The organism is Pseudomonas sp. GW822-FHT02G04 (assembly GCF_058802085.1).
Window position 1 is genome coordinate 1 of record NZ_JBXANU010000037.1, and the last position, 17,687, is coordinate 17,687.

The following is a 17,687-nucleotide window of genomic DNA, read 5'->3' on the forward strand; positions in this document are numbered from 1 at the left end:
AAGGCGTCATGTCAGTCAGCAATGATGTCGACTGACATGACGCCTTCGCGGGCAAGCCTCGCTCCTACAAGGGGATGTCAGCTCAACGCTTTTTCGATAGCCTGGACGACAGAAGGATCATCCGGCGCCGTGCGCGGCGAGAACCGCGCCAATACGCGACCGTCCTTGCCCAACAGGAATTTTTCGAAGTTCCAGGTGATGTCGCCCGGAAACTCCGCGCCCTCGCCCGCCAGCAGGCGGTACAGCTGATGACGATCATGACCGTTGACTTCCAGCTTGCTGGACAACGGGAAAGTCACGCCATAGTTGAGGCTGCAGAACTCTCTGATCTCGTTTTCAGTGCCTGGCTCTTGGCCGGCAAACTGGTTGCACGGCAAGCCCAGCACGCTGAAACCCTTGTCCTTGTATTGCTGGTAGAGGTTTTCCAGAGCAGCGTACTGTGGGGTCAAGCCACATTTGGAGGCGACGTTGACCACCAGCACGACGTGCCCTTTGAAGGGCGCCAGAGGTAACTCCTGGCCATCCAAAGCTTTCAATGTAAGGTCGTGAAAAGCACTCATGACGGACTCCAAATTTCCCGTGTTCTTCTCGAAACAGCCACTTGGTCATGTCGCCAAGGACAGCCGCGGACTAAAAAGGCGCCCTCGGGCGCCTCTCCAGTTCTCGAAAGCTTAGCGCAGAAAATCAGTGGTGATGGCCACCTTCGCCATGGACGTGACCATGAGCGATTTCTTCCTGGCTGGCATCACGGATGGCAACGATCTTGACCTGGAAATTCAGGCGCTGACCGGCCAACGGGTGGTTGCCGTCGACGGTGACATTGTCGCCCTCCAGATCGCGAATGGTGACGATCTGCATCTGGCCGTCCGGAGCGGAAGCGTGGAACTGCATGCCCACTTCCAGTTCGTCGACGCCTTCGAACATGCTGCGGCTCAGGGTGCTGACCAGTTCGGCAGCGTATTCGCCGTAGGCATCTTCAGGTTCTACGGCAACGGTCAGTTCGTCACCGACTGCTTTGCCTTCCAGCGCCTTTTCCAAGCCCGGAATGATGTTACCTGCGCCTTGCAGGTAGACCAGCGGCGCGCCGCCGGCGGAGCTGTCGATGACCTCACCAGCGTCGTTGGTCAGGGTATAGTCGATGGAGACAGCCTTATTGGCGGCGATCAGCATGGGGCGAGACCTTTTGCATAAGAATGATGAATGTCCAAGTTTAGCGAAGCAATCGCCCGAAAGCGAACACAACCCAGACAGACGGAGTGCAATGAAAGCCTCGACCATCACAGGCTTTCATCAGGACGAGGACGGGCACTGGGTGGCCGAGCTGTCCTGCGGCCATACCCAACACTTGCGGCACCAGCCACCGTGGCAATCCCGGGCCTGGGTGCTGGACCCTTTGCGGCGCAATGAAAAAATAGGCCAGCCCTTTGATTGCGGTTGGTGCGCACAAGGCTCGGTTAGCGATAACCTTGACCACTGAATATCGGTAGAGCGCCAGCCATAGGCGTTCACCATTGCCATGCACCCTTAGAGAATCCGCATGCAAACTTTTTTTATCGCGCCCACCGATTTTGGTGTGGGTCTGACCTCCATCAGCCTCGGGCTGGTGCGTACCCTCGAGCGGGCTGGCCTCAAAGTCGGCTTTTTCAAACCGATTGCCCAGCCACACCCGGGCGACACCGGCCCTGAACGCTCCACCGAACTGGTGGCCCGCACCCACGGCTTGAAACCGCCTCAGCCGCTGGGCCTGGCCCATGTCGAGCGGATGCTCGGCGACGGTCAGCTCGACGAACTGCTCGAAGAAATCATCACCCTTTACCAGCAAGCCGCTGTCGGCAAGGACGTGCTGATTGTCGAAGGCATGGTCCCGACCCGAACCGCCAGTTACGCGGCACGGGTCAACCTGCATTTGGCCAAGAGCCTCGACGCCGAGGTGATTCTGGTCTCGGCACCGGAAAACGAAGTGCTGACCGAATTGTCCGGCCGGGTGGAGTTGCAGGCGCAATTGTTCGGCGGGCCGAAAGACCCGAAAGTGCTGGGCGTGATCCTCAACAAGGTCAAGACCGACGAAAGCATGGACGCCTTCGCTTCGCGCCTGAAGGAGCACTCGCCGTTGCTGCGCAGTGGCGACTTCCGTCTGCTCGGCTGCATCCCGTTTCAACCGGAACTGAACGCGCCGCGCACCCGCGACGTGGCCGACCTGATGGGCGCCCAGGTGCTCAACGCCGGTGACTACGAAACCCGGCGCATGACCAAAATCATCATCTGCGCCCGCACCATGCGCAACACCGTGGAGCTGCTCAAGCCCGGCGTGCTGGTGGTGACCCCCGGCGATCGCGACGACATCATCCTCGCGGTCAGCCTCGCGGCGATCAACGGTGTGCCCCTGGCCGGCCTGTTGCTGACCAGCGACACCCTGCCCGACCCGCGCATCATGGAGCTGTGCCGTGGCGCCTTGCAGGCCGGCCTGCCGGTGTTGTCGGTGAGCACCGGATCCTACGACACCGCCAACCAGCTGAACGGCTTGAACAAGGAAATCCCGATCGACGACCGCGAGCGTGCGGAAATCATCACCGATTTCGTCGCCAGCCACCTCGACGCCAACTGGCTGCACCAGCGCTGCGGCACGCCACGGGAAATGCGCCTGTCGCCCGCAGTGTTCCGCTATCAACTGATCCAGCGCGCCCAGGCCGCCAACAAACGCATCGTATTGCCCGAGGGCAGCGAGCCGTTGACCGTGCAGGCTGCCGCGATCTGCCAGGCCCGGGGCATTGCCCGTTGTGTATTGCTGGCGAAACCGGCAGACGTCGAGGCGGTCGCCCGCGCCCAAGGCATCGAGTTGCCGCCGGGGCTGGAAATCCTCGACCCGGACCTGATCCGCGAGCGTTATGTCGAGCCGATGGTTGCGCTGCGCAAGACCAAAAGCCTCAACGCGCCGATGGCCGAGCAGCAGCTGGAAGACACTGTGGTGATCGGCACCATGATGCTGGCGCTGGATGAAGTCGACGGGCTGGTGTCCGGGGTCATTCACTCCACCGCCAACACCATCCGCCCGGCCCTGCAGCTTATTAAAACGGCGCCGGGCTGCACGCTGGTGTCGTCGGTGTTCTTCATGTTGTTTCCGGAAGAAGTACTGGTTTACGGCGACTGCGTGATGAACCCGCACCCGAGCGCCAGCGAACTGGCCGAGATCGCCTTGCAAAGCGCCGATTCGGCAGCGGCGTTCGGCATTACTCCACGGGTGGCGATGATCAGCTACTCCAGCGGTGAATCGGCCAGCGGCGAAGAAGTCGAGAAGGTTCGCGAGGCCACCTTGCTCGCCCACGAGCAGCAAAACTCTCTGCTGATCGACGGCCCGTTGCAATACGACGCCGCCGCCAACGAAACCGTGGCCCGGCAACTGGCGCCGAACAGTCAGGTGGCCGGTCGTGCCACGGTGTTCGTGTTCCCCGACCTGAACACCGGCAACACCACCCACAAAGCCGTGCAACGCAGCGCCGACTGCGTCAGCCTCGGGCCGATGCTGCAAGGCCTGCGCAAACCGGTGAACGACCTGCCGCGTGGCGCGCAAGTCGACGACATCGTGTACACCATCGCGTTGACCGCGATTCAAGCGGCCAACCGACCTATGGATGTTTAAATGCTGGATTTTCTACCTGTCCCCGTGCGCGGCGTGATCGCCTCGCTGCTGTTGGCGCTGAATACGATTCTGCTCTGCTCGTTTCTGTTCTGTGTGGCGCTGTTCAAAGTGTTGCCGTTCGCCCTCACCCAACGTTTCGCGCGCTGGTTGATGAGTCATACCCACGAAGCGTGGATCAGTAACAACAAAGGCTGGATGAATCTGGTTTGCCGCACACGCTGGCACCTCAGCGGTTTGCAAGACCTCGACTATCGGCACTCGTACCTGATCACCAGCAATCACCAGAGCTGGGTCGACATCATGGTGTTGCAGTACGTACTGAACCGGAAGATCCGCCCGCTGAAGTTCTTTCTCAAACAGGAACTGATCTGGGTGCCGGTGATTGGTCTGGCGTGGTGGGCGCTGGGTTTTCCGTTCATGAAGCGTTACTCCAAGGCCCACCTGGAAAAACATCCGGAGAAGAAAGGCAAAGACCTGGAGACCACCCGCAAGACCTGCGACAAGTTCCGCAATAACCCGGTGGGGATTTTCAACTTCGTCGAAGGCACGCGCTTCACCGAGGGCAAGCACGCCCAGCAGAGTTCACCGTTCCGCTACCTGCTCAAGCCGAAAGCGGGCGGCATTGCATTCGTACTGGATGCCATGGGCGACCAGCTGGAAGCCATCGTCAACGTGACCATTCACTACCCGGCCGGGCGTCCGGGTTACTGGGATTTGCTCTGCGGTAATGTGAAAGACGTGGTGGTGCACTTTCAGGAGCTGAAGATTCCACCGCAGTTCGTCGGCAAGAACTACGACCAGGACGGGGTGTATCGCCTGGAGTTTCAGGGCTGGATCAACCAGTTGTGGCAGGACAAGGATGCGCTGCTGGGGCAGATGCATCGCGAACATTCAGTGACCTAAGATCAAAAGATCGCAGCCTGCGGCAGCTCCTACAGGGAAGATGCACACCCGATTAATCGCGGTTGTACACGGTCTATGCAGGAGCTGCCGCAGGCTGCGATCTTGACGATCAAAAGGACACAAAAAAACCCGCAGACGATCACTCATCTGCGGGCTTTCTGTTTTCAGCTAACGCTTAGATCGCGCCACGCTTGCGCAGCAGATCCAGCACTTGCTTGACGCCTTCTTCCAGCGACAGCGATTGGGTGTCGATCACCAGATCGGCATCCAGCGGCACGTCGTACGGGAAGGATTCGCCCGGGATGTTGTCGCCACCTGCCGCGTACAGGCCTTGCGGATCACGCTCGGCGCAGACCGTTGGCGAGGCCTGGACGTAGACCGTCAGCAGACGCTCCTTGCCGATCAGGTCCTTGGCCTGCTCACGACCTTCGGCACTCGGGGCAACAAACGCCGCCAGTGTCAGCAGGCCGGCTTCGTTGAACTGACGCGCAACGTGCGCCGCACGACGCCAATTCTCGGTACGCCCAGCACGATCATTCGGCAGACCTTTGTTCAGGTCGTGACGCAGGTTCTGGCCATCGAGCACAAACACCGCGCGGCCCATGTCGAACAGCTTGCGTTCAACCGCATAGGCCAGAGTGCTTTTGCCAGCGCCCGACAGGCCGCTGAACAACACGGTGGCCGGTTGCTGACCGAAGCGCTGGGAGCGTTCTTCGGTGGCTACATGAGCCAGTTTGCCGTGGTGGGAGCTGCTGCCATGCGCCAGCGGCTGAGCGATGATCATGCCGGCCGCGACGGTGCCGTTGGTCAAACGGTCGATGACGATGAACGAACCAGTGGTGCGGTTGCTGTCGTAACCGTCCAGCGCGATGGCCGCGTCGAGGCTGATCTTGACCCGACCGATCTCGTTCAGCTGCAGCGAGCTGGCAGGACCTTCGGCCAAGGTGTTCACGTCCACGCGATTGACGATGCTGGTGATCGAGCCCGGCACGTAAGTCGTGGCGCGCTTGATGTCGTACTTCTTGCCCGGCAGCATCGGCTCTTCGGCCATCCACACCAGCATGGCGTCGAAGGCGTCGGTCACTTGCGGCTGGTTATCGGCATGCACCAGCAAGTCGCCACGGGAGATGTCGATCTCGTCTTCCATGGTCAGCGTCACCGCTTGACCAGGGCCTGCGTGCTCCAGCTCACCTTCGAAGGTGACAATGGATTTCACGCGGCTGCTCTTGCCCGACGGCAACACAACGACTTCGTCGCCTTTGTGCACGATGCCGCTGGCCAGGGTGCCGGCGAAACCACGGAAGTTCAGGTTCGGACGGTTGACGTACTGCACCGGGAAACGCAGGTCGGTGTAGTTGCGGTCGTTGGCAATCTCGACGGTCTCGAGAATTTCCATCAGCGACTGGCCGGTGTACCACGGCGAGCGCTCGGACTTGTTCACTACGTTGTCGCCCTTGAGCGCCGACATCGGCACGAAAGCCATAGTGGTCGGCTTGAACGCGATGCCTTCGGCGAACTTCAGGTAATCGGCCTTGATCGACTCGAACACGCTTTCGTCGAAGCCATTGAGGTCCATCTTGTTGATGGCGACCACGATGTGCTTGATGCCCAGCAACGAGGCGATAAAGCTGTGGCGACGGGTCTGGGTCTGCACGCCGTAACGGGCGTCGACCAGGATGATCGCCAGGTCACAGGTGGATGCACCGGTGGCCATGTTGCGGGTGTACTGCTCATGGCCGGGGGTATCGGCGATGATGAATTTGCGCTTGGCGGTAGAGAAATAGCGGTAGGCGACATCAATGGTGATGCCCTGCTCACGCTCGGCCTGCAAGCCGTCGACCAGCAACGCCAGGTCGATGTCTTCACCGGTGGTGCCGACTTTTTTCGAGTCGCGGGTAATGGCTTCCAGGTGATCTTCGTAGATCATTTTGGAGTCGTGCAGCAGGCGCCCGATCAGGGTGCTCTTGCCGTCGTCGACGTTGCCACAAGTCAGAAAACGCAGCATTTCCTTGCGTTCATGCTGGCCCAGGTAGGCGAGGATGTCCTCGCTGATCAAATCAGATGCGTGCGACATGACAACCCCTTAGAAATAACCCTGACGTTTCTTTTCTTCCATGGAACCGGCGCCATCGTGATCGATGACTCGGCCCTGGCGTTCGGAAGTTCGCGTCAGGAGCATTTCCTGAATGATGTCGGTCAGGCTGGTGGCCTCGGACTCGACAGCACCGGTCAACGGGTAGTCGCCCAGTGTACGGAAACGGACCTTTTTCTTGACGATGCGCGCCTTGTCTTCGTCGCTCAGGTGATTGAGCAGGCGCTCGTCGTCGATCATGATCCAGGTGCCGTTCATCTCGATGACATCACGTTCGGCAGCGAAATACAGCGGCACGATCGGGATGCCTTCCAGGTAGATGTACTGCCAGATGTCCAGTTCGGTCCAGTTCGACAACGGGAATACGCGGATCGATTCGCCCTTGTTGACCTTGCCGTTGTAGACGTTCCACAGCTCCGGGCGCTGGTTTTTCGGGTCCCAGCGGTGCTTGCTGTCACGGAAGGAATACACGCGCTCTTTGGCACGGGACTTCTCTTCGTCACGACGGGCGCCACCGAATGCGGCGTCGAAGCCGTACTTGTCGAGGGCCTGCTTGAGACCTTCGGTTTTCATGATATCGGTGTGCTTGGCACTGCCGTGGGTCAGCGGGTTGATACCCTGCGCTACGCCCTCGGGGTTGACGTGTACCAGCAGGTCCAGGCCGAGCTCTTCGACCATGCGGTCGCGGAACGCGTACATTTCCTTGAACTTCCACTGGGTGTCGACGTGCATCACCGGAAACGGAAGTTTGCCCGGGAAGAATGCCTTGCGCGCAAGGTGCAGCATCACGGCGGAGTCTTTACCGACGGAGTACAGCATCACCGGGTTATCGAACTCGGCGGCGACCTCGCGGATGATGTGGATGCTTTCGGCCTCCAGCTGTTTCAGATGCGTCAGTTTGTCGACCATGGCTACTCACGAAAACGATCTTATGGACGGCCTGCGGGCCGTGTTCGAGCGGGGAATCCTAGCACAGCGCCCTCTTCTAATCAGGACGGCGGCTAGATCGAAAGGGTATATGAATATACCCCCTCGTTTGGGCTCCTGCCCTGTAGTCAAATCGGGTTCGGGCAATCGATGAAGATGTGCTCGAGGGCGAAACGTCGCGCCAGGTAATCGCCCAACGCCTGCACACCGTAACGCTCGGTGGCGTGGTGGCCGGCGGCGATGAAACTGATGTCGTTTTCCCGGGCGCTGTGGAACGTCTGCTCGGAGGCCTCGCCGCTGAGGTACAGATCGACGCCGGCCAACACCGCCTGGTCAATGTAACCCTGGCCGCCACCGGTGCACCAGCCGACCCGACGAATCATCTCGCTGCCTTCGATCAGCAACGGCTCGCGACCCATGACTTCCTGCACGCGGCGGGCAAAATCGCGGGGGGTCATCGGTTCGCTCAACGAGCCGACCAGGCCGACGATTTTCAGGTTGTCCGGATCCAGCGGGCCTTCAACGGTGATGTCCAGTTGCCGGGCGAGCTGCACGTTGTTGCCAACTTCCGAGTGCAGATCCAGCGGCAAGTGATAAGACAGCAGGCTGATGTCGTGCTTGAGCAGGGTTTTCAACCGGCGCTGCTTCATGCCGGTGATGCACGGGTTCTCGCCTTTCCAGAAATAGCCGTGATGCACCAGCACCAGATCGGCCTGAGCCTCCACCGCGGCGTCCAGCAGCGCCTGGCTGGCGGTGACGCCGCTGACGATGCGCATCACTTGCGGCCGGCCTTCGACCTGCAAGCCGTTGGGGCAGTAATCGGCGATCTTTGCACTTGCCAGGTAACGGTCGGCTTCTTCGACCAGGGTGCTCAGGGCGACGGCCATAAAAGACTCCTAAATATCCCGTTCAGAGGCGCGCGCGGCCTCGTATAATGCGCGACATTATGGGCGGTCTCATACCGCCTGCAACCTCTCAGGACGTGCTTAATGCTCAAGGCGCTGCGTTTTTCCGGCTGGCCGCTGTTGGCCGGCGTGCTTGTCGCTCTACTGATTATTCAGCGTTACCCGCAGTGGGTCGGGCTGCCAAGCCTTGACGTCAATCTGCAACAAGCCCCGCAAACCCTTGGTGTGCAGCAGGGCCCAGTGTCCTATGCCGATGCGGTGACCACGGCCGCGCCGTCGGTGGTCAACCTGTACACCACCAAAGTGGTCAACAAACCCAGCCATCCGCTGTTTGAAGATCCGCAGTTCCGCCGCTTCTTCGGCGACAACTCGCCCAAGCAGAAGCGCATGGAGTCGAGCCTCGGTTCGGGCGTGATCATGAGCCCGGAAGGTTACCTGCTGACTAACAACCATGTGACCAGCGGTGCCGATCAGATCGTGGTGGCGCTCAAGGATGGTCGTGAAACCCTGGCCCGGGTCATCGGCAGCGACCCGGAAACCGACCTCGCGGTATTGAAGATCGACCTGAAAAACCTGCCATCGATCACCGTCGGCCGCTCCGACAACCTGCGCATCGGCGACGTGGCCCTGGCCATCGGCAACCCGTTCGGCGTCGGCCAGACCGTGACCATGGGTATCATCAGTGCCACCGGGCGCAATCAGTTGGGCCTGAACAACTACGAAGACTTCATCCAGACCGACGCCGCGATCAACCCCGGCAACTCCGGCGGTGCGCTGGTGGACGCCAACGGCAACCTGACCGGCATCAACACGGCGATCTTTTCCAAGTCCGGTGGCTCGCAAGGCATCGGCTTCGCGATCCCGGTCAAACTGGCGATGGAAGTGATGAAGTCGATCATCGAACACGGCCAGGTGATTCGCGGCTGGCTCGGCATCGAAGTGCAACCGTTGAGTCAGGAACTGGCGGAGTCGTTTGGCCTGTCGGGACGCCCGGGCATTGTGGTCGCGGGGATTTTCCGTGACGGCCCGGCGCAGAAGGCCGGCCTGCAACTGGGCGACGTGATCCTCAGCATCGATGGTGAACCGGCTGGCGATGGTCGCAAGTCAATGAACCAGGTGGCGCGCATCAAGCCGACCGACAAGGTCACGATTCAGGTGATGCGCAACGGCAAAGAACTCAAGCTCACCGCAGAAATCGGTCTGCGTCCGCCGCCGGCACCGGTCCAGGAAAAAGAAGAACAGTAAGCCGTAGGAGCTGCCGAAGGTTCGGGCCGCGTTCGGACGATCTTTTACGCCCTCGAAAGCTCCACCACTCCAAAGTCGTTAACGGCAGACATTCTCATTAGGCATGTTATATTGTTTCAATATCAATATTGGAACAACATAACATGTCGTCTCGAACAATGGCTTCCCTCGCAGGCCTGGCCCTCGGTCTGCTGGGAGATCCGGTCTTCGCCGAAGAATCCCAAACCGTTGAACTGGACGCCATCAGCGTCATCTCCGACTACGAATCCCCCACCGGCCCGGTCAAGGGCTATCGCGCAACGCGTTCTTCCAGCGCGACCAAAACCGACACCGCCCTTCGCGACATCCCGCAATCGATCAGCGTAATTCCTGTCAGTGTGCTCAAGGACTTGGGCAGCACCAACGTCGAGCGCGCCCTGGATTTTGCCGGCGGGGTGTCGAAGCAGAACAACTTTGGCGGCCTGACACTTTACGAATATAGCGTGCGCGGCTTCACCACCTCGGAGTTCTACAAGGACGGTTTCAGCGCCAATCGCGGCTATCCGAGCACGCCGGACGTGGCCAACATCGAACGCATCGAAGTGCTCAAAGGCCCGGCCGCCAGCCTCTATGGGCGTGGCGATCCGGGCGGTACGGTGAACATCGTCACCAAGAAACCCCAGCCCGAAGCCTTCACCACCCTGCAGACCAGCGCCGGCAGCTGGGATCGTTATCGCACCGCCGTGGACGTCAACACACCGCTGGATGATGCCGGCAACGTTCTGTCCCGGGTGAACCTGGCCGTCGAGGACAACCACAGCTTTCGCGATCACGTCGACAGCCAGCGCGTGTTCGTTGCGCCTTCGTTCAGCTGGCAGCTGAACCCGGACACCAGCCTGTTGGTGGAGAGCGAGTTGGTCCGCCAAAGTTCGACATTCGATCGTGGCGTCGTCGCGCCGAACAATAAGTGGAGCGGCGTCTCCCGCTCGACCTTCCTCGGCGAACCCAACGACGGCAACATCGACAACCACAACAACCTGCTGCAAGCCGCCCTCGAACATCAGCTCAACGACCGCTGGAAACTGCGCCTGGCCAGCCATTACAAGGAAGGCAAGCTCTGGGGCTTCGCCTCCGAAAATCGTCCACTAAATGCCGACGGTCACACCGTCAACCGCCGCTACCGCGAGCGCGATACCAACTGGCACGACAGCATCACCCAACTCGAACTGCGCGGGCTGTTCGACATCGGCAGTTGGCAACACGAACTGCTGATCGGCAGCGAGTATGAAAATTTCCGCAAGAACGAACGGGTCACGACCATTGCCGGCGGCCCCTACGCCATCGATATCTATCGGCCGACCTACGGCCAGCCGAAACCCGATGGCGCGCGCTCCGGGACCGACTTTTTCGAGCACGTCGAAAGCCAAGCGCTGAACCTTCAGGACCAGATCGTTTTCACCGACAAACTGCGTGGCATGCTCGGTGCGCGCTTCGAACATTTCGAACAACGCATCGACGATCACAGCCGCAATGCCACCAGCCGCCAGCGCCACGACGCGCTGACTCAACGGGCTGGCCTGCTCTACCAACTGACGCCCGAAGTGGGACTGTTTGCCAACGCCTCCACCTCGTTTAAACCGAACAATGGCCTGGACGCCGCCGGTAAGTCCTTCGACCCGGAAGAAGGCGTCGGCTACGAAGTCGGGATCAAGAGCGAACTGTTTGACGATCGCTTGAGCAGCACCCTCGCCGCCTTTCATATCGAAAAGGAAAACGTCCTGGCCCTCGACCCGAGCACCGACTCCAGCCGGGCCATGGGCAAGGCCCGCAGTCAGGGTGTCGACCTGCAAGTCACCGGGCAAGTCACCGACGCCGTGAGAGTGATTGGTGCCTTTGCTTACATCGATGCCGAAGTCACCCAAGGCGACAAGGTGACTCCCACCGGCAGCCGAATTCTCGGCGTAGCCAAACGCAGCGGCAGTTTGCTGGGGGTTTATGAGTTTCAGGATGGCCATCTGCGCGGCTCGGACCTCGGCGCCGCGATCACCTATGTCGGTGATCGCTCGGGTGAAGCCGGCAGCGATTTCGAACTGCCGGCCTACCACACCGTCGACCTGCTGGCCCATTACAAGGCCAGCGAAAACGTCACCGTGGGCCTGAACCTGAACAACCTTTTCGACGAGAAATACTTCGAGCGCTCCTACAGCAACTACTGGGTCAACCCCGGCGAGCCGCGCAATTTCACTGTCAGCCTGACACTCAATCTGTAAAGGGAAAAATCACCATGCAACACGCTAAATCACTGGTTCTGCTGGGTCTGTTCGGCGCGATGTTCGCCTCTCACGTCTCGGCCCACGGCCTGTGGACCGAACAACGTCGCGGCAACATCGAAGTCATCTACGGCCACGGCGCCGAAGACAACGCCTTCAAGGCGCAGAAAATCAGCGGCGCCTGGGCCTATGACGCCAGCGGCAAAATGATCCCGGTGAGCGTGCTACGCCTGGCCGACCACGCCCGCCTGCAACCGTTGAAATCGCCGGCGGTGATGGCCGTGGCGCTGAACAATGGCATGTGGTCGCAGACCGCCGATAAAAAATGGATCAACGAAGGACGCAGCAAAGTGCCTGGGGCGATCGAGTCGACCCAGACCTTCAAATACAGCCTGGCGATTTATCAGCCGGGGGCGAAGCTGCCGAAGCTCGATCAGATGAAATTGCTGATTCTGCCGGAGGTTGATCCGCTGACCGTCGGGCCGGGGAAATCGTTGCCGGTTCGAGTGCTACTCGATGGCAAACCAGCGGCGGGTGTGAAGTTGGTGGGCGACTATCGCAGCGCGCCGGATACCTTGAGCACCGAGACCGACGCAGATGGCCGGGCGCAAGTATTGGTGCGTAATGAAGGGTTGAATGTGATTGCGGCGCAGGTGGAAATCCCGCTAAAGGACAATGCTGATGTGGCGACGCGTGGGCTATTCACATCGCTGACGTTCCTCGGCGAACCGCATCACGACTAACCACTACATGATCGTTCCCACGCTCTGCGTGGGAATGCCGCCATGGACGCTCTGCGTCCACTGTGACGCGGAACGTCACGGGATGCATTCCCACGCGGAGCATGGGAACGATCAGTCTGGGGGGGGTTAGAGATCGCCGAGGCCGTCGATCAGTGCCTGATTCTGCTCCGGCGCGCCGATGGAAATCCGCAGGAACTGGGCAATCCGCTCCTGCTTGAAGTGCCGAACGATCACGCCCTGCTCACGCAACTTCGCCGCCAGCCCCGCCGCATCGTGCTTCGGGTGACGGGCGAAAATGAAGTTCGCCGCCGACGGCAACACCTCAAACCCCTTCGCCTCCAGCTGCGCGACCACTTTCTCGCGACTCTCGATGACCAACCGGCAGGTCTTGTCGAAATACTCGCGATCCTCGAACGCCGCCGCGCCCCCCACAATCGCCAGACGATCCAGCGGGTAGGAGTTGAAGCTGTTCTTGATCCGCTCCAGCGCCTCGATCAGGTCCGGGTGCCCCACGGCCAGGCCAACCCGCAGGCCGGCCAGGGAACGGGACTTGGACAGGGTCTGCGTCACTAACAGGTTCGGATAACGATCCACCAGAGTGATCGCCGTCTCGCCACCGAAGTCGATATAAGCCTCGTCTACCACGACCACCGAATCCGGGCTGGCCTTGAGGATTTGCTCCACGGCATCCAGCGCCAGCAGGCAACCGGTCGGCGCATTCGGGTTCGGGAAGATGATCCCGCCGTTCGGCTTGGCGTAGTCCGCCGGGTTGATCTGGAACTGCTCGTCCAGCGGCACCGCGTCGAACGCAATCCCGTACAACCCGCAATAAACCGGGTAGAAGCTGTAGCTGATGTCCGGGAACAGCAGCGGTTTATCGTGTTGCAGCAAACCGTGAAAGATGTGCGCCAGGACTTCATCGGAACCGTTGCCGAGGAACACCTGATTGCCCTGCACGCCGTAGTACCGGGCAACGGCTTGCTTGAGCACGTCACTGTTCGGGTCCGGGTACAGACGCAGGTTGTCGTTCAGTTCGGTCTGCATTGCCGCCAGGGCTTTTGGCGATGGACCGTACGGGTTTTCGTTGGTGTTGAGCTTCACCAGTTTTGCCAGTTTCGGCTGCTCGCCCGGGACGTAAGGCACCAGATTCTTGACGAACGGACTCCAGAATTTACTCATGTTCAGTTCCCCTGCCCTTGTGGAAAGTCTTCGTCAATGATGCGGTATTCGGCGCTACGCGCGTGCGCGCTCAGCGACTCGCCACGGGCCAGCACGGAAGCGGTCTTGCCCAATTCGGAGGCACCCTGCTCGGAGCAGAAGATGATCGACGAGCGTTTCTGGAAGTCGTACACACCCAGCGGCGAGGAGAAGCGCGCGGTGCCGGAGGTCGGCAACACGTGGTTGGGACCTGCGCAGTAGTCGCCCAGGGCTTCGGAGGTGTGGCGGCCCATGAAGATCGCGCCGGCGTGGCGGATTTGCGGCAACCAGGCCTGCGGATCGGCAACCGACAACTCCAGGTGCTCCGGCGCGATGCGGTTGGCCACTTCGATGGCTTGATCCATGTCGCGAACCTTGATCAGCGCACCACGGCCATTGATCGAGGTTTCGATGATCTCGGCACGCTCCATGGTCGGCAGCAGTTTGGCGATGCTCGCCGCGACCTTGTCGAGGAACTCGGCGTCCGGGCTGACCAGAATCGCCTGGGCGTCTTCGTCATGCTCGGCCTGGGAGAACAGGTCCATGGCGATCCAGTCCGGATCGGTCTGGCCGTCGCACACCACCAGAATCTCCGACGGGCCGGCGATCATGTCGATACCGACCTGGCCGAACACGTGGCGCTTGGCGGTGGCGACATAGATGTTGCCTGGGCCGACCACTTTGTCGACCTTCGGCACGCTTTCGGTGCCGTAAGCCAGCGCCGCAACTGCCTGGGCGCCGCCGATGGTGAACACCCGGTCGACGCCGGCGATGCAGGCTGCGGCCAGCACCAGCTCGTTAACTTCACCGCGCGGGGTCGGCACGACCATGACCACTTCGGTCACGCCCGCTACCTTCGCCGGAATCGCGTTCATCAACACCGATGACGGGTAGGACGCCTTGCCGCCAGGCACGTACAGACCGGCGCGATCCAGTGGCGTGACCTTCTGGCCCAGCACCGTGCCATCAGCTTCGGTGTAGCTCCAGGAATCCTGTTTCTGTTTTTCGTGGTAGCTGCGCACACGGGACGCGGCTTTTTCCAGGGCTTCGCGCTGAGGCACGGTGATGCGGGTCAATGCCAGTTCCAGGCGTTCGCGCGGCAGGATCAAGTCCGCCATGGACGCTACTTGCAGGCCGTCGAACTTCTGGGTGAACTCGACCACCGCCGCATCGCCACGCTCACGCACGGCCTTGATGATGTCCAGCACCCGCTGATTGACCGAGTCATCAGACACACTTTCCCAGCTCAGCAGATGATCCAGATGATGTGCGAAATCCGGATCAGCAGCGTTGAGTCGGCGAATTGCAGTCGGTGCGGTCATAGCGAGAGCCTCATAGGATTGGCAAAAACTCAGGCGCCCGAAGCTAACATTCGATCCGCTTGGGCACCTGAGAATTCTGGCTATGAGGCGGATAGACGGCGCGACTCAAGGTCGCGCAGGTGAATCAGCCGCGGTGTCGAGACTCCACTGCCTTGCGCAGGGTGTCGATCAACGCCTGGATACGGGCATGCTGCATTTTCATCGACGCTTTGTTGACGATCAGTCGGGAGCTGATGGCAGCGATGAAGTCCTGTGGCTCCAGACCGTTGGCCCGCAGCGTGTTACCGGTGTCGACCACGTCGATGATCTTGTCCGCCAGACCGATCAGCGGCGCCAGTTCCATCGAGCCGTAGAGCTTGATGATGTCGACCTGACGACCCTGTTCGGCATAGTAGCGCTTGGCGACGTTGACGAATTTGGTGGCGATGCGCAGACGGCCCTTGGGCTCGACTGCGCCGACTTTACCGGCCGTCATCAGTTTGCACTGGGCGATTTGCAGGTCCAGTGGTTCGTACAGCCCCTGGCCGCCGTATTCCATCAGCACGTCTTTACCGGCGACGCCCAGGTCGGCGGCACCATGCTCGACATAGGTCGGCACATCGGTGGCACGCACGATCAGCAAGCGCACATCGGCCTGGGTCGTGGGGATGATCAGCTTGCGGCTCTTGTCCGGATTCTCGGTCGGCACGATGCCCGCTTCAGCCAGAAGCGGCAGGGTGTCGTCAAGGATGCGGCCCTTGGACAGTGCGATAGTCAACATGGGAAACGTCAGTCCTTATCAAGGTACTCATGCCCGGTCGCAAACGGCGCCGGACACACATCGAGCCTGAAACAGGCTCGACTTCAACAAATCAACGGGCACGTCCCTGCGCCCATGCAGCAGAAACTAGCCCGGTACGCGGCGGATCTTGGCGCCGAGCATCTGCAGTTTCTCTTCGATGCACTCATAACCACGGTCGATGTGGTAGATGCGGTCGATCAGGGTATCGCCTTCGGCGATCAGCGCCGAGATCACCAGGCTGGCCGAAGCACGCAGGTCGGTGGCCATGACTGGCGCGCCCTTGAGCTTTTCGATGCCGGTGACGATGGCGGTGTTGCCCTCGACCTGGATGTGCGCGCCCATGCGGTGCAGTTCGTAAACGTGCATGAAACGGTTTTCGAAGATCGTCTCGATCACCGCACCGGTGCCTTCGGCAATGGCGTTGAGGGAGATGAACTGCGCCTGCATGTCGGTCGGGAACGCCGGGTAAGGAGCGGTCCGCACGTTAACGGCTTTCGGCCGCTTGCCGTGCATGTTCAGCTCGATCCAGTCTTCACCGGTGGTGATTTCGGCGCCCGATTCGCGGAGTTTTTCCAGAACGGCTTCGAGGATGGTCGGATCGGTGTCCTTGACCTTCACACGCCCGCCGGTGACCGCTGCCGCCACCAGGTAGGTGCCGGTTTCGATACGGTCAGGCATCACTTTGTAAGTGGTGGTGTGCAGACGCTCGACGCCATCGATGGTGATGGTGTCGGTACCGGCACCGGAAACCTTCGCGCCCATGGCGTTCAGGAAGTTCGCCAGGTCGACGACTTCAGGCTCGCGAGCGGCGTTGGCCAGAACGCTACGGCCCTTGGCCAGAGCGGCCGCCATCATGATGTTCTCGGTACCGGTCACGCTGACGGTGTCGAAGAAGAAGTGCGCACCGCGCAGGCCGCCTTCAGGCGCCTTGGCCTTGATGTAGCCGCCTTCGACGTCGATGACCGCGCCCATGGCCTCAAGACCACGGATGTGCAGGTCGACCGGACGCGAACCGATGGCGCAACCGCCAGGCAGTGCGACTTCGGCTTCACCGAAACGGGCGACCATCGGGCCCAGTACCAGGATCGAGGCACGCATGGTTTTAACCAGTTCGTACGGCGCGATCAGGGTCTTGATGGTGCGTGGGTCGATTTCGACGCTGAGTTTCTCGTCGATCACCGGCTCAATGCCCATGCGACCGAACAGCTCGATCATGGTGGTGATGTCGTGCAGGTGCGGCAAGTTGGCCACGGTCACCGGGCCATCGCACAGCAAGGTGGCAGCCAGGATCGGCAGGGCAGAGTTCTTTGCCCCGGAAATGCGGATCTCGCCATCAAGACGAGCGCCACCGGTAATAATCAATTTATCCATAAGAATCTCGACGCCCTTGGGCTCAGGTGCGCTCGGCCCAGGCCGCGCTGCTGAAAAATTTCATAGTGACCGCATGAATGCTGCCATCGACAATCCATGGGTTCAAATGGGCATAGACCTGCTGCTGACGCTTCACCGGGCTCAACGCCGCCAGTTCATCGCTAATCACGTTCAGCTGGAAATTGCAGCCTTCGCCTTCAACTTCCACCTTCGTGTTTGGCAGCTTTCCTTCAAGGAAGCTCTTCACTTCTACGGCCTGCATGCTCAACCTCAATCGGCGCCCTGTGCGCGCGGGTCGGACATCATACAAAAAAG

At 60.5% G+C, this 17,687-nt stretch carries 16 protein-coding genes; 6 read left to right on the forward strand and 10 right to left on the reverse strand.

From position 1 onward, the window contains the following. Positions 1 to 77 precede the first annotated feature (77 nt). A complete protein-coding gene (locus AC1RO5_RS28680) occupies positions 78 to 560 on the reverse strand; it encodes a glutathione peroxidase (RefSeq protein WP_493179049.1) in 483 nt (160 codons plus the stop codon). A gap of 124 nt (positions 561 to 684) precedes the next feature. Next, entirely contained in the window at positions 685 to 1,170 is a 486-nt protein-coding gene (locus AC1RO5_RS28685) for an FKBP-type peptidyl-prolyl cis-trans isomerase (protein WP_493179051.1), read from the reverse strand. Between AC1RO5_RS28685 and AC1RO5_RS28690 the strand changes: the two genes are divergently transcribed. Genes AC1RO5_RS28690 through yihG form a run of 3 tightly spaced genes read left to right on the forward strand, consistent with a single transcriptional unit; the run spans position 1,139 to position 4,540 of the window. Further along, entirely contained in the window at positions 1,139 to 1,477 is a 339-nt protein-coding gene (locus tag AC1RO5_RS28690; RefSeq protein ID WP_493179053.1) for a DUF3565 domain-containing protein, read from the forward strand. The two genes, AC1RO5_RS28685 and AC1RO5_RS28690, sit on opposite strands and share 32 nt — an antisense overlap. Before the next feature lie 60 nt (positions 1,478 to 1,537). Continuing rightward, positions 1,538 to 3,637 (forward strand): phosphate acetyltransferase, encoded by a 2,100-nt coding sequence (gene pta, locus AC1RO5_RS28695; protein ID WP_493179055.1) that lies wholly within the window; start codon positions 1,538 to 1,540, stop codon positions 3,635 to 3,637. Next, positions 3,638 to 4,540 (forward strand): 1-acylglycerol-3-phosphate O-acyltransferase, YihG family, encoded by a 903-nt coding sequence (gene yihG / locus AC1RO5_RS28700; RefSeq protein ID WP_493179057.1) that lies wholly within the window; start codon positions 3,638 to 3,640, stop codon positions 4,538 to 4,540. A 175-nt stretch (positions 4,541 to 4,715) separates the two neighbouring features. Here the strand turns inward: yihG and cysN are convergent, their stop codons facing one another. The 3 genes from cysN to AC1RO5_RS28715 form a co-directional block, all read right to left on the reverse strand. Further along, complete coding sequence (cysN, locus tag AC1RO5_RS28705) at positions 4,716 to 6,614, reverse strand: sulfate adenylyltransferase subunit CysN (RefSeq protein ID WP_493179059.1); 1,899 nt, start codon at positions 6,612 to 6,614, stop codon at positions 4,716 to 4,718. Between the two features lie 9 nt (positions 6,615 to 6,623). Beyond that, positions 6,624 to 7,541 (reverse strand): sulfate adenylyltransferase subunit CysD, encoded by a 918-nt coding sequence (gene cysD, locus AC1RO5_RS28710; protein ID WP_007941268.1) that lies wholly within the window; start codon positions 7,539 to 7,541, stop codon positions 6,624 to 6,626. Between the two features lie 146 nt (positions 7,542 to 7,687). Then, positions 7,688 to 8,446: a Nif3-like dinuclear metal center hexameric protein gene (locus AC1RO5_RS28715; protein ID WP_493179061.1), complete on the reverse strand. Its 759-nt coding sequence runs from the start codon at positions 8,444 to 8,446 to the stop codon at positions 7,688 to 7,690. Between the two features lie 102 nt (positions 8,447 to 8,548). Between AC1RO5_RS28715 and algW the strand changes: the two genes are divergently transcribed. The 3 genes from algW (at position 8,549) to AC1RO5_RS28730 (ending at position 12,701) form a co-directional block, all read left to right on the forward strand. Beyond that, positions 8,549 to 9,709: a Do family serine endopeptidase AlgW gene (gene algW / locus AC1RO5_RS28720; protein WP_258671155.1), complete on the forward strand. Its 1,161-nt coding sequence runs from the start codon at positions 8,549 to 8,551 to the stop codon at positions 9,707 to 9,709. 143 nt (positions 9,710 to 9,852) lie between these two features. Next, a complete protein-coding gene (locus AC1RO5_RS28725) occupies positions 9,853 to 11,958 on the forward strand; it encodes a TonB-dependent siderophore receptor (protein WP_493179063.1) in 2,106 nt (701 codons plus the stop codon). A gap of 14 nt (positions 11,959 to 11,972) precedes the next feature. Then, on the forward strand, positions 11,973 to 12,701 hold the full coding sequence (locus AC1RO5_RS28730) for a DUF4198 domain-containing protein (RefSeq protein ID WP_493179064.1): 729 nt from the start codon (positions 11,973 to 11,975) through the stop codon (positions 12,699 to 12,701). 126 nt (positions 12,702 to 12,827) lie between these two features. Here the strand turns inward: AC1RO5_RS28730 and hisC are convergent, their stop codons facing one another. The 5 genes from hisC to AC1RO5_RS28755 all read right to left on the reverse strand — a co-directional run bounded on the left by hisC (position 12,828) and on the right by AC1RO5_RS28755 (position 17,634). Beyond that, a complete protein-coding gene (gene hisC, locus AC1RO5_RS28735) occupies positions 12,828 to 13,880 on the reverse strand; it encodes a histidinol-phosphate transaminase (protein WP_493179066.1) in 1,053 nt (350 codons plus the stop codon). 2 nt (positions 13,881 to 13,882) lie between these two features. After that, positions 13,883 to 15,220 carry a histidinol dehydrogenase gene (hisD, locus tag AC1RO5_RS28740; RefSeq protein ID WP_493179067.1) on the reverse strand — a complete coding sequence of 446 codons (1,338 nt, stop codon included), beginning with the start codon at positions 15,218 to 15,220 and terminating at the stop codon, positions 13,883 to 13,885. A gap of 124 nt (positions 15,221 to 15,344) precedes the next feature. Then, positions 15,345 to 15,980: an ATP phosphoribosyltransferase gene (hisG, locus tag AC1RO5_RS28745; protein ID WP_007941260.1), complete on the reverse strand. Its 636-nt coding sequence runs from the start codon at positions 15,978 to 15,980 to the stop codon at positions 15,345 to 15,347. Positions 15,981 to 16,106: 126 nt separating this feature from the next. Continuing rightward, complete coding sequence (gene murA / locus AC1RO5_RS28750; protein ID WP_018927195.1) at positions 16,107 to 17,372, reverse strand: UDP-N-acetylglucosamine 1-carboxyvinyltransferase; 1,266 nt, start codon at positions 17,370 to 17,372, stop codon at positions 16,107 to 16,109. Between the two features lie 22 nt (positions 17,373 to 17,394). Beyond that, positions 17,395 to 17,634: a BolA family protein gene (locus AC1RO5_RS28755; protein WP_018927196.1), complete on the reverse strand. Its 240-nt coding sequence runs from the start codon at positions 17,632 to 17,634 to the stop codon at positions 17,395 to 17,397. Positions 17,635 to 17,687 lie beyond the last annotated feature (53 nt).

What these genes read in the sequence shown, in the direction of transcription:
- hisG (WP_007941260.1), bottom strand. Translation starts at nt 15,980, where the DNA reads ATGTTGACTATCGCACTGTCCAAGGGCCGCATCCTTGACGACACCCTG.
- cysD (WP_007941268.1), bottom strand. Translation starts at nt 7,541, where the DNA reads ATGGTCGACAAACTGACGCATCTGAAACAGCTGGAGGCCGAAAGCATC.
- AC1RO5_RS28680 (WP_493179049.1), bottom strand. Translation starts at nt 560, where the DNA reads ATGAGTGCTTTTCACGACCTTACATTGAAAGCTTTGGATGGCCAGGAG.
- AC1RO5_RS28725 (WP_493179063.1), top strand. Translation starts at nt 9,853, where the DNA reads ATGTCGTCTCGAACAATGGCTTCCCTCGCAGGCCTGGCCCTCGGTCTG.
- yihG (WP_493179057.1), top strand. Translation starts at nt 3,638, where the DNA reads ATGCTGGATTTTCTACCTGTCCCCGTGCGCGGCGTGATCGCCTCGCTG.
- pta (WP_493179055.1), top strand. Translation starts at nt 1,538, where the DNA reads ATGCAAACTTTTTTTATCGCGCCCACCGATTTTGGTGTGGGTCTGACC.
- hisD (WP_493179067.1), bottom strand. Translation starts at nt 15,220, where the DNA reads ATGACCGCACCGACTGCAATTCGCCGACTCAACGCTGCTGATCCGGAT.
- AC1RO5_RS28715 (WP_493179061.1), bottom strand. Translation starts at nt 8,446, where the DNA reads ATGGCCGTCGCCCTGAGCACCCTGGTCGAAGAAGCCGACCGTTACCTG.
- AC1RO5_RS28755 (WP_018927196.1), bottom strand. Translation starts at nt 17,634, where the DNA reads ATGCAGGCCGTAGAAGTGAAGAGCTTCCTTGAAGGAAAGCTGCCAAAC.
- AC1RO5_RS28690 (WP_493179053.1), top strand. Translation starts at nt 1,139, where the DNA reads ATGGAGACAGCCTTATTGGCGGCGATCAGCATGGGGCGAGACCTTTTG.
- cysN (WP_493179059.1), bottom strand. Translation starts at nt 6,614, where the DNA reads ATGTCGCACGCATCTGATTTGATCAGCGAGGACATCCTCGCCTACCTG.
- murA (WP_018927195.1), bottom strand. Translation starts at nt 17,372, where the DNA reads ATGGATAAATTGATTATTACCGGTGGCGCTCGTCTTGATGGCGAGATC.
- AC1RO5_RS28685 (WP_493179051.1), bottom strand. Translation starts at nt 1,170, where the DNA reads ATGCTGATCGCCGCCAATAAGGCTGTCTCCATCGACTATACCCTGACC.
- algW (WP_258671155.1), top strand. Translation starts at nt 8,549, where the DNA reads ATGCTCAAGGCGCTGCGTTTTTCCGGCTGGCCGCTGTTGGCCGGCGTG.
- hisC (WP_493179066.1), bottom strand. Translation starts at nt 13,880, where the DNA reads ATGAGTAAATTCTGGAGTCCGTTCGTCAAGAATCTGGTGCCTTACGTC.
- AC1RO5_RS28730 (WP_493179064.1), top strand. Translation starts at nt 11,973, where the DNA reads ATGCAACACGCTAAATCACTGGTTCTGCTGGGTCTGTTCGGCGCGATG.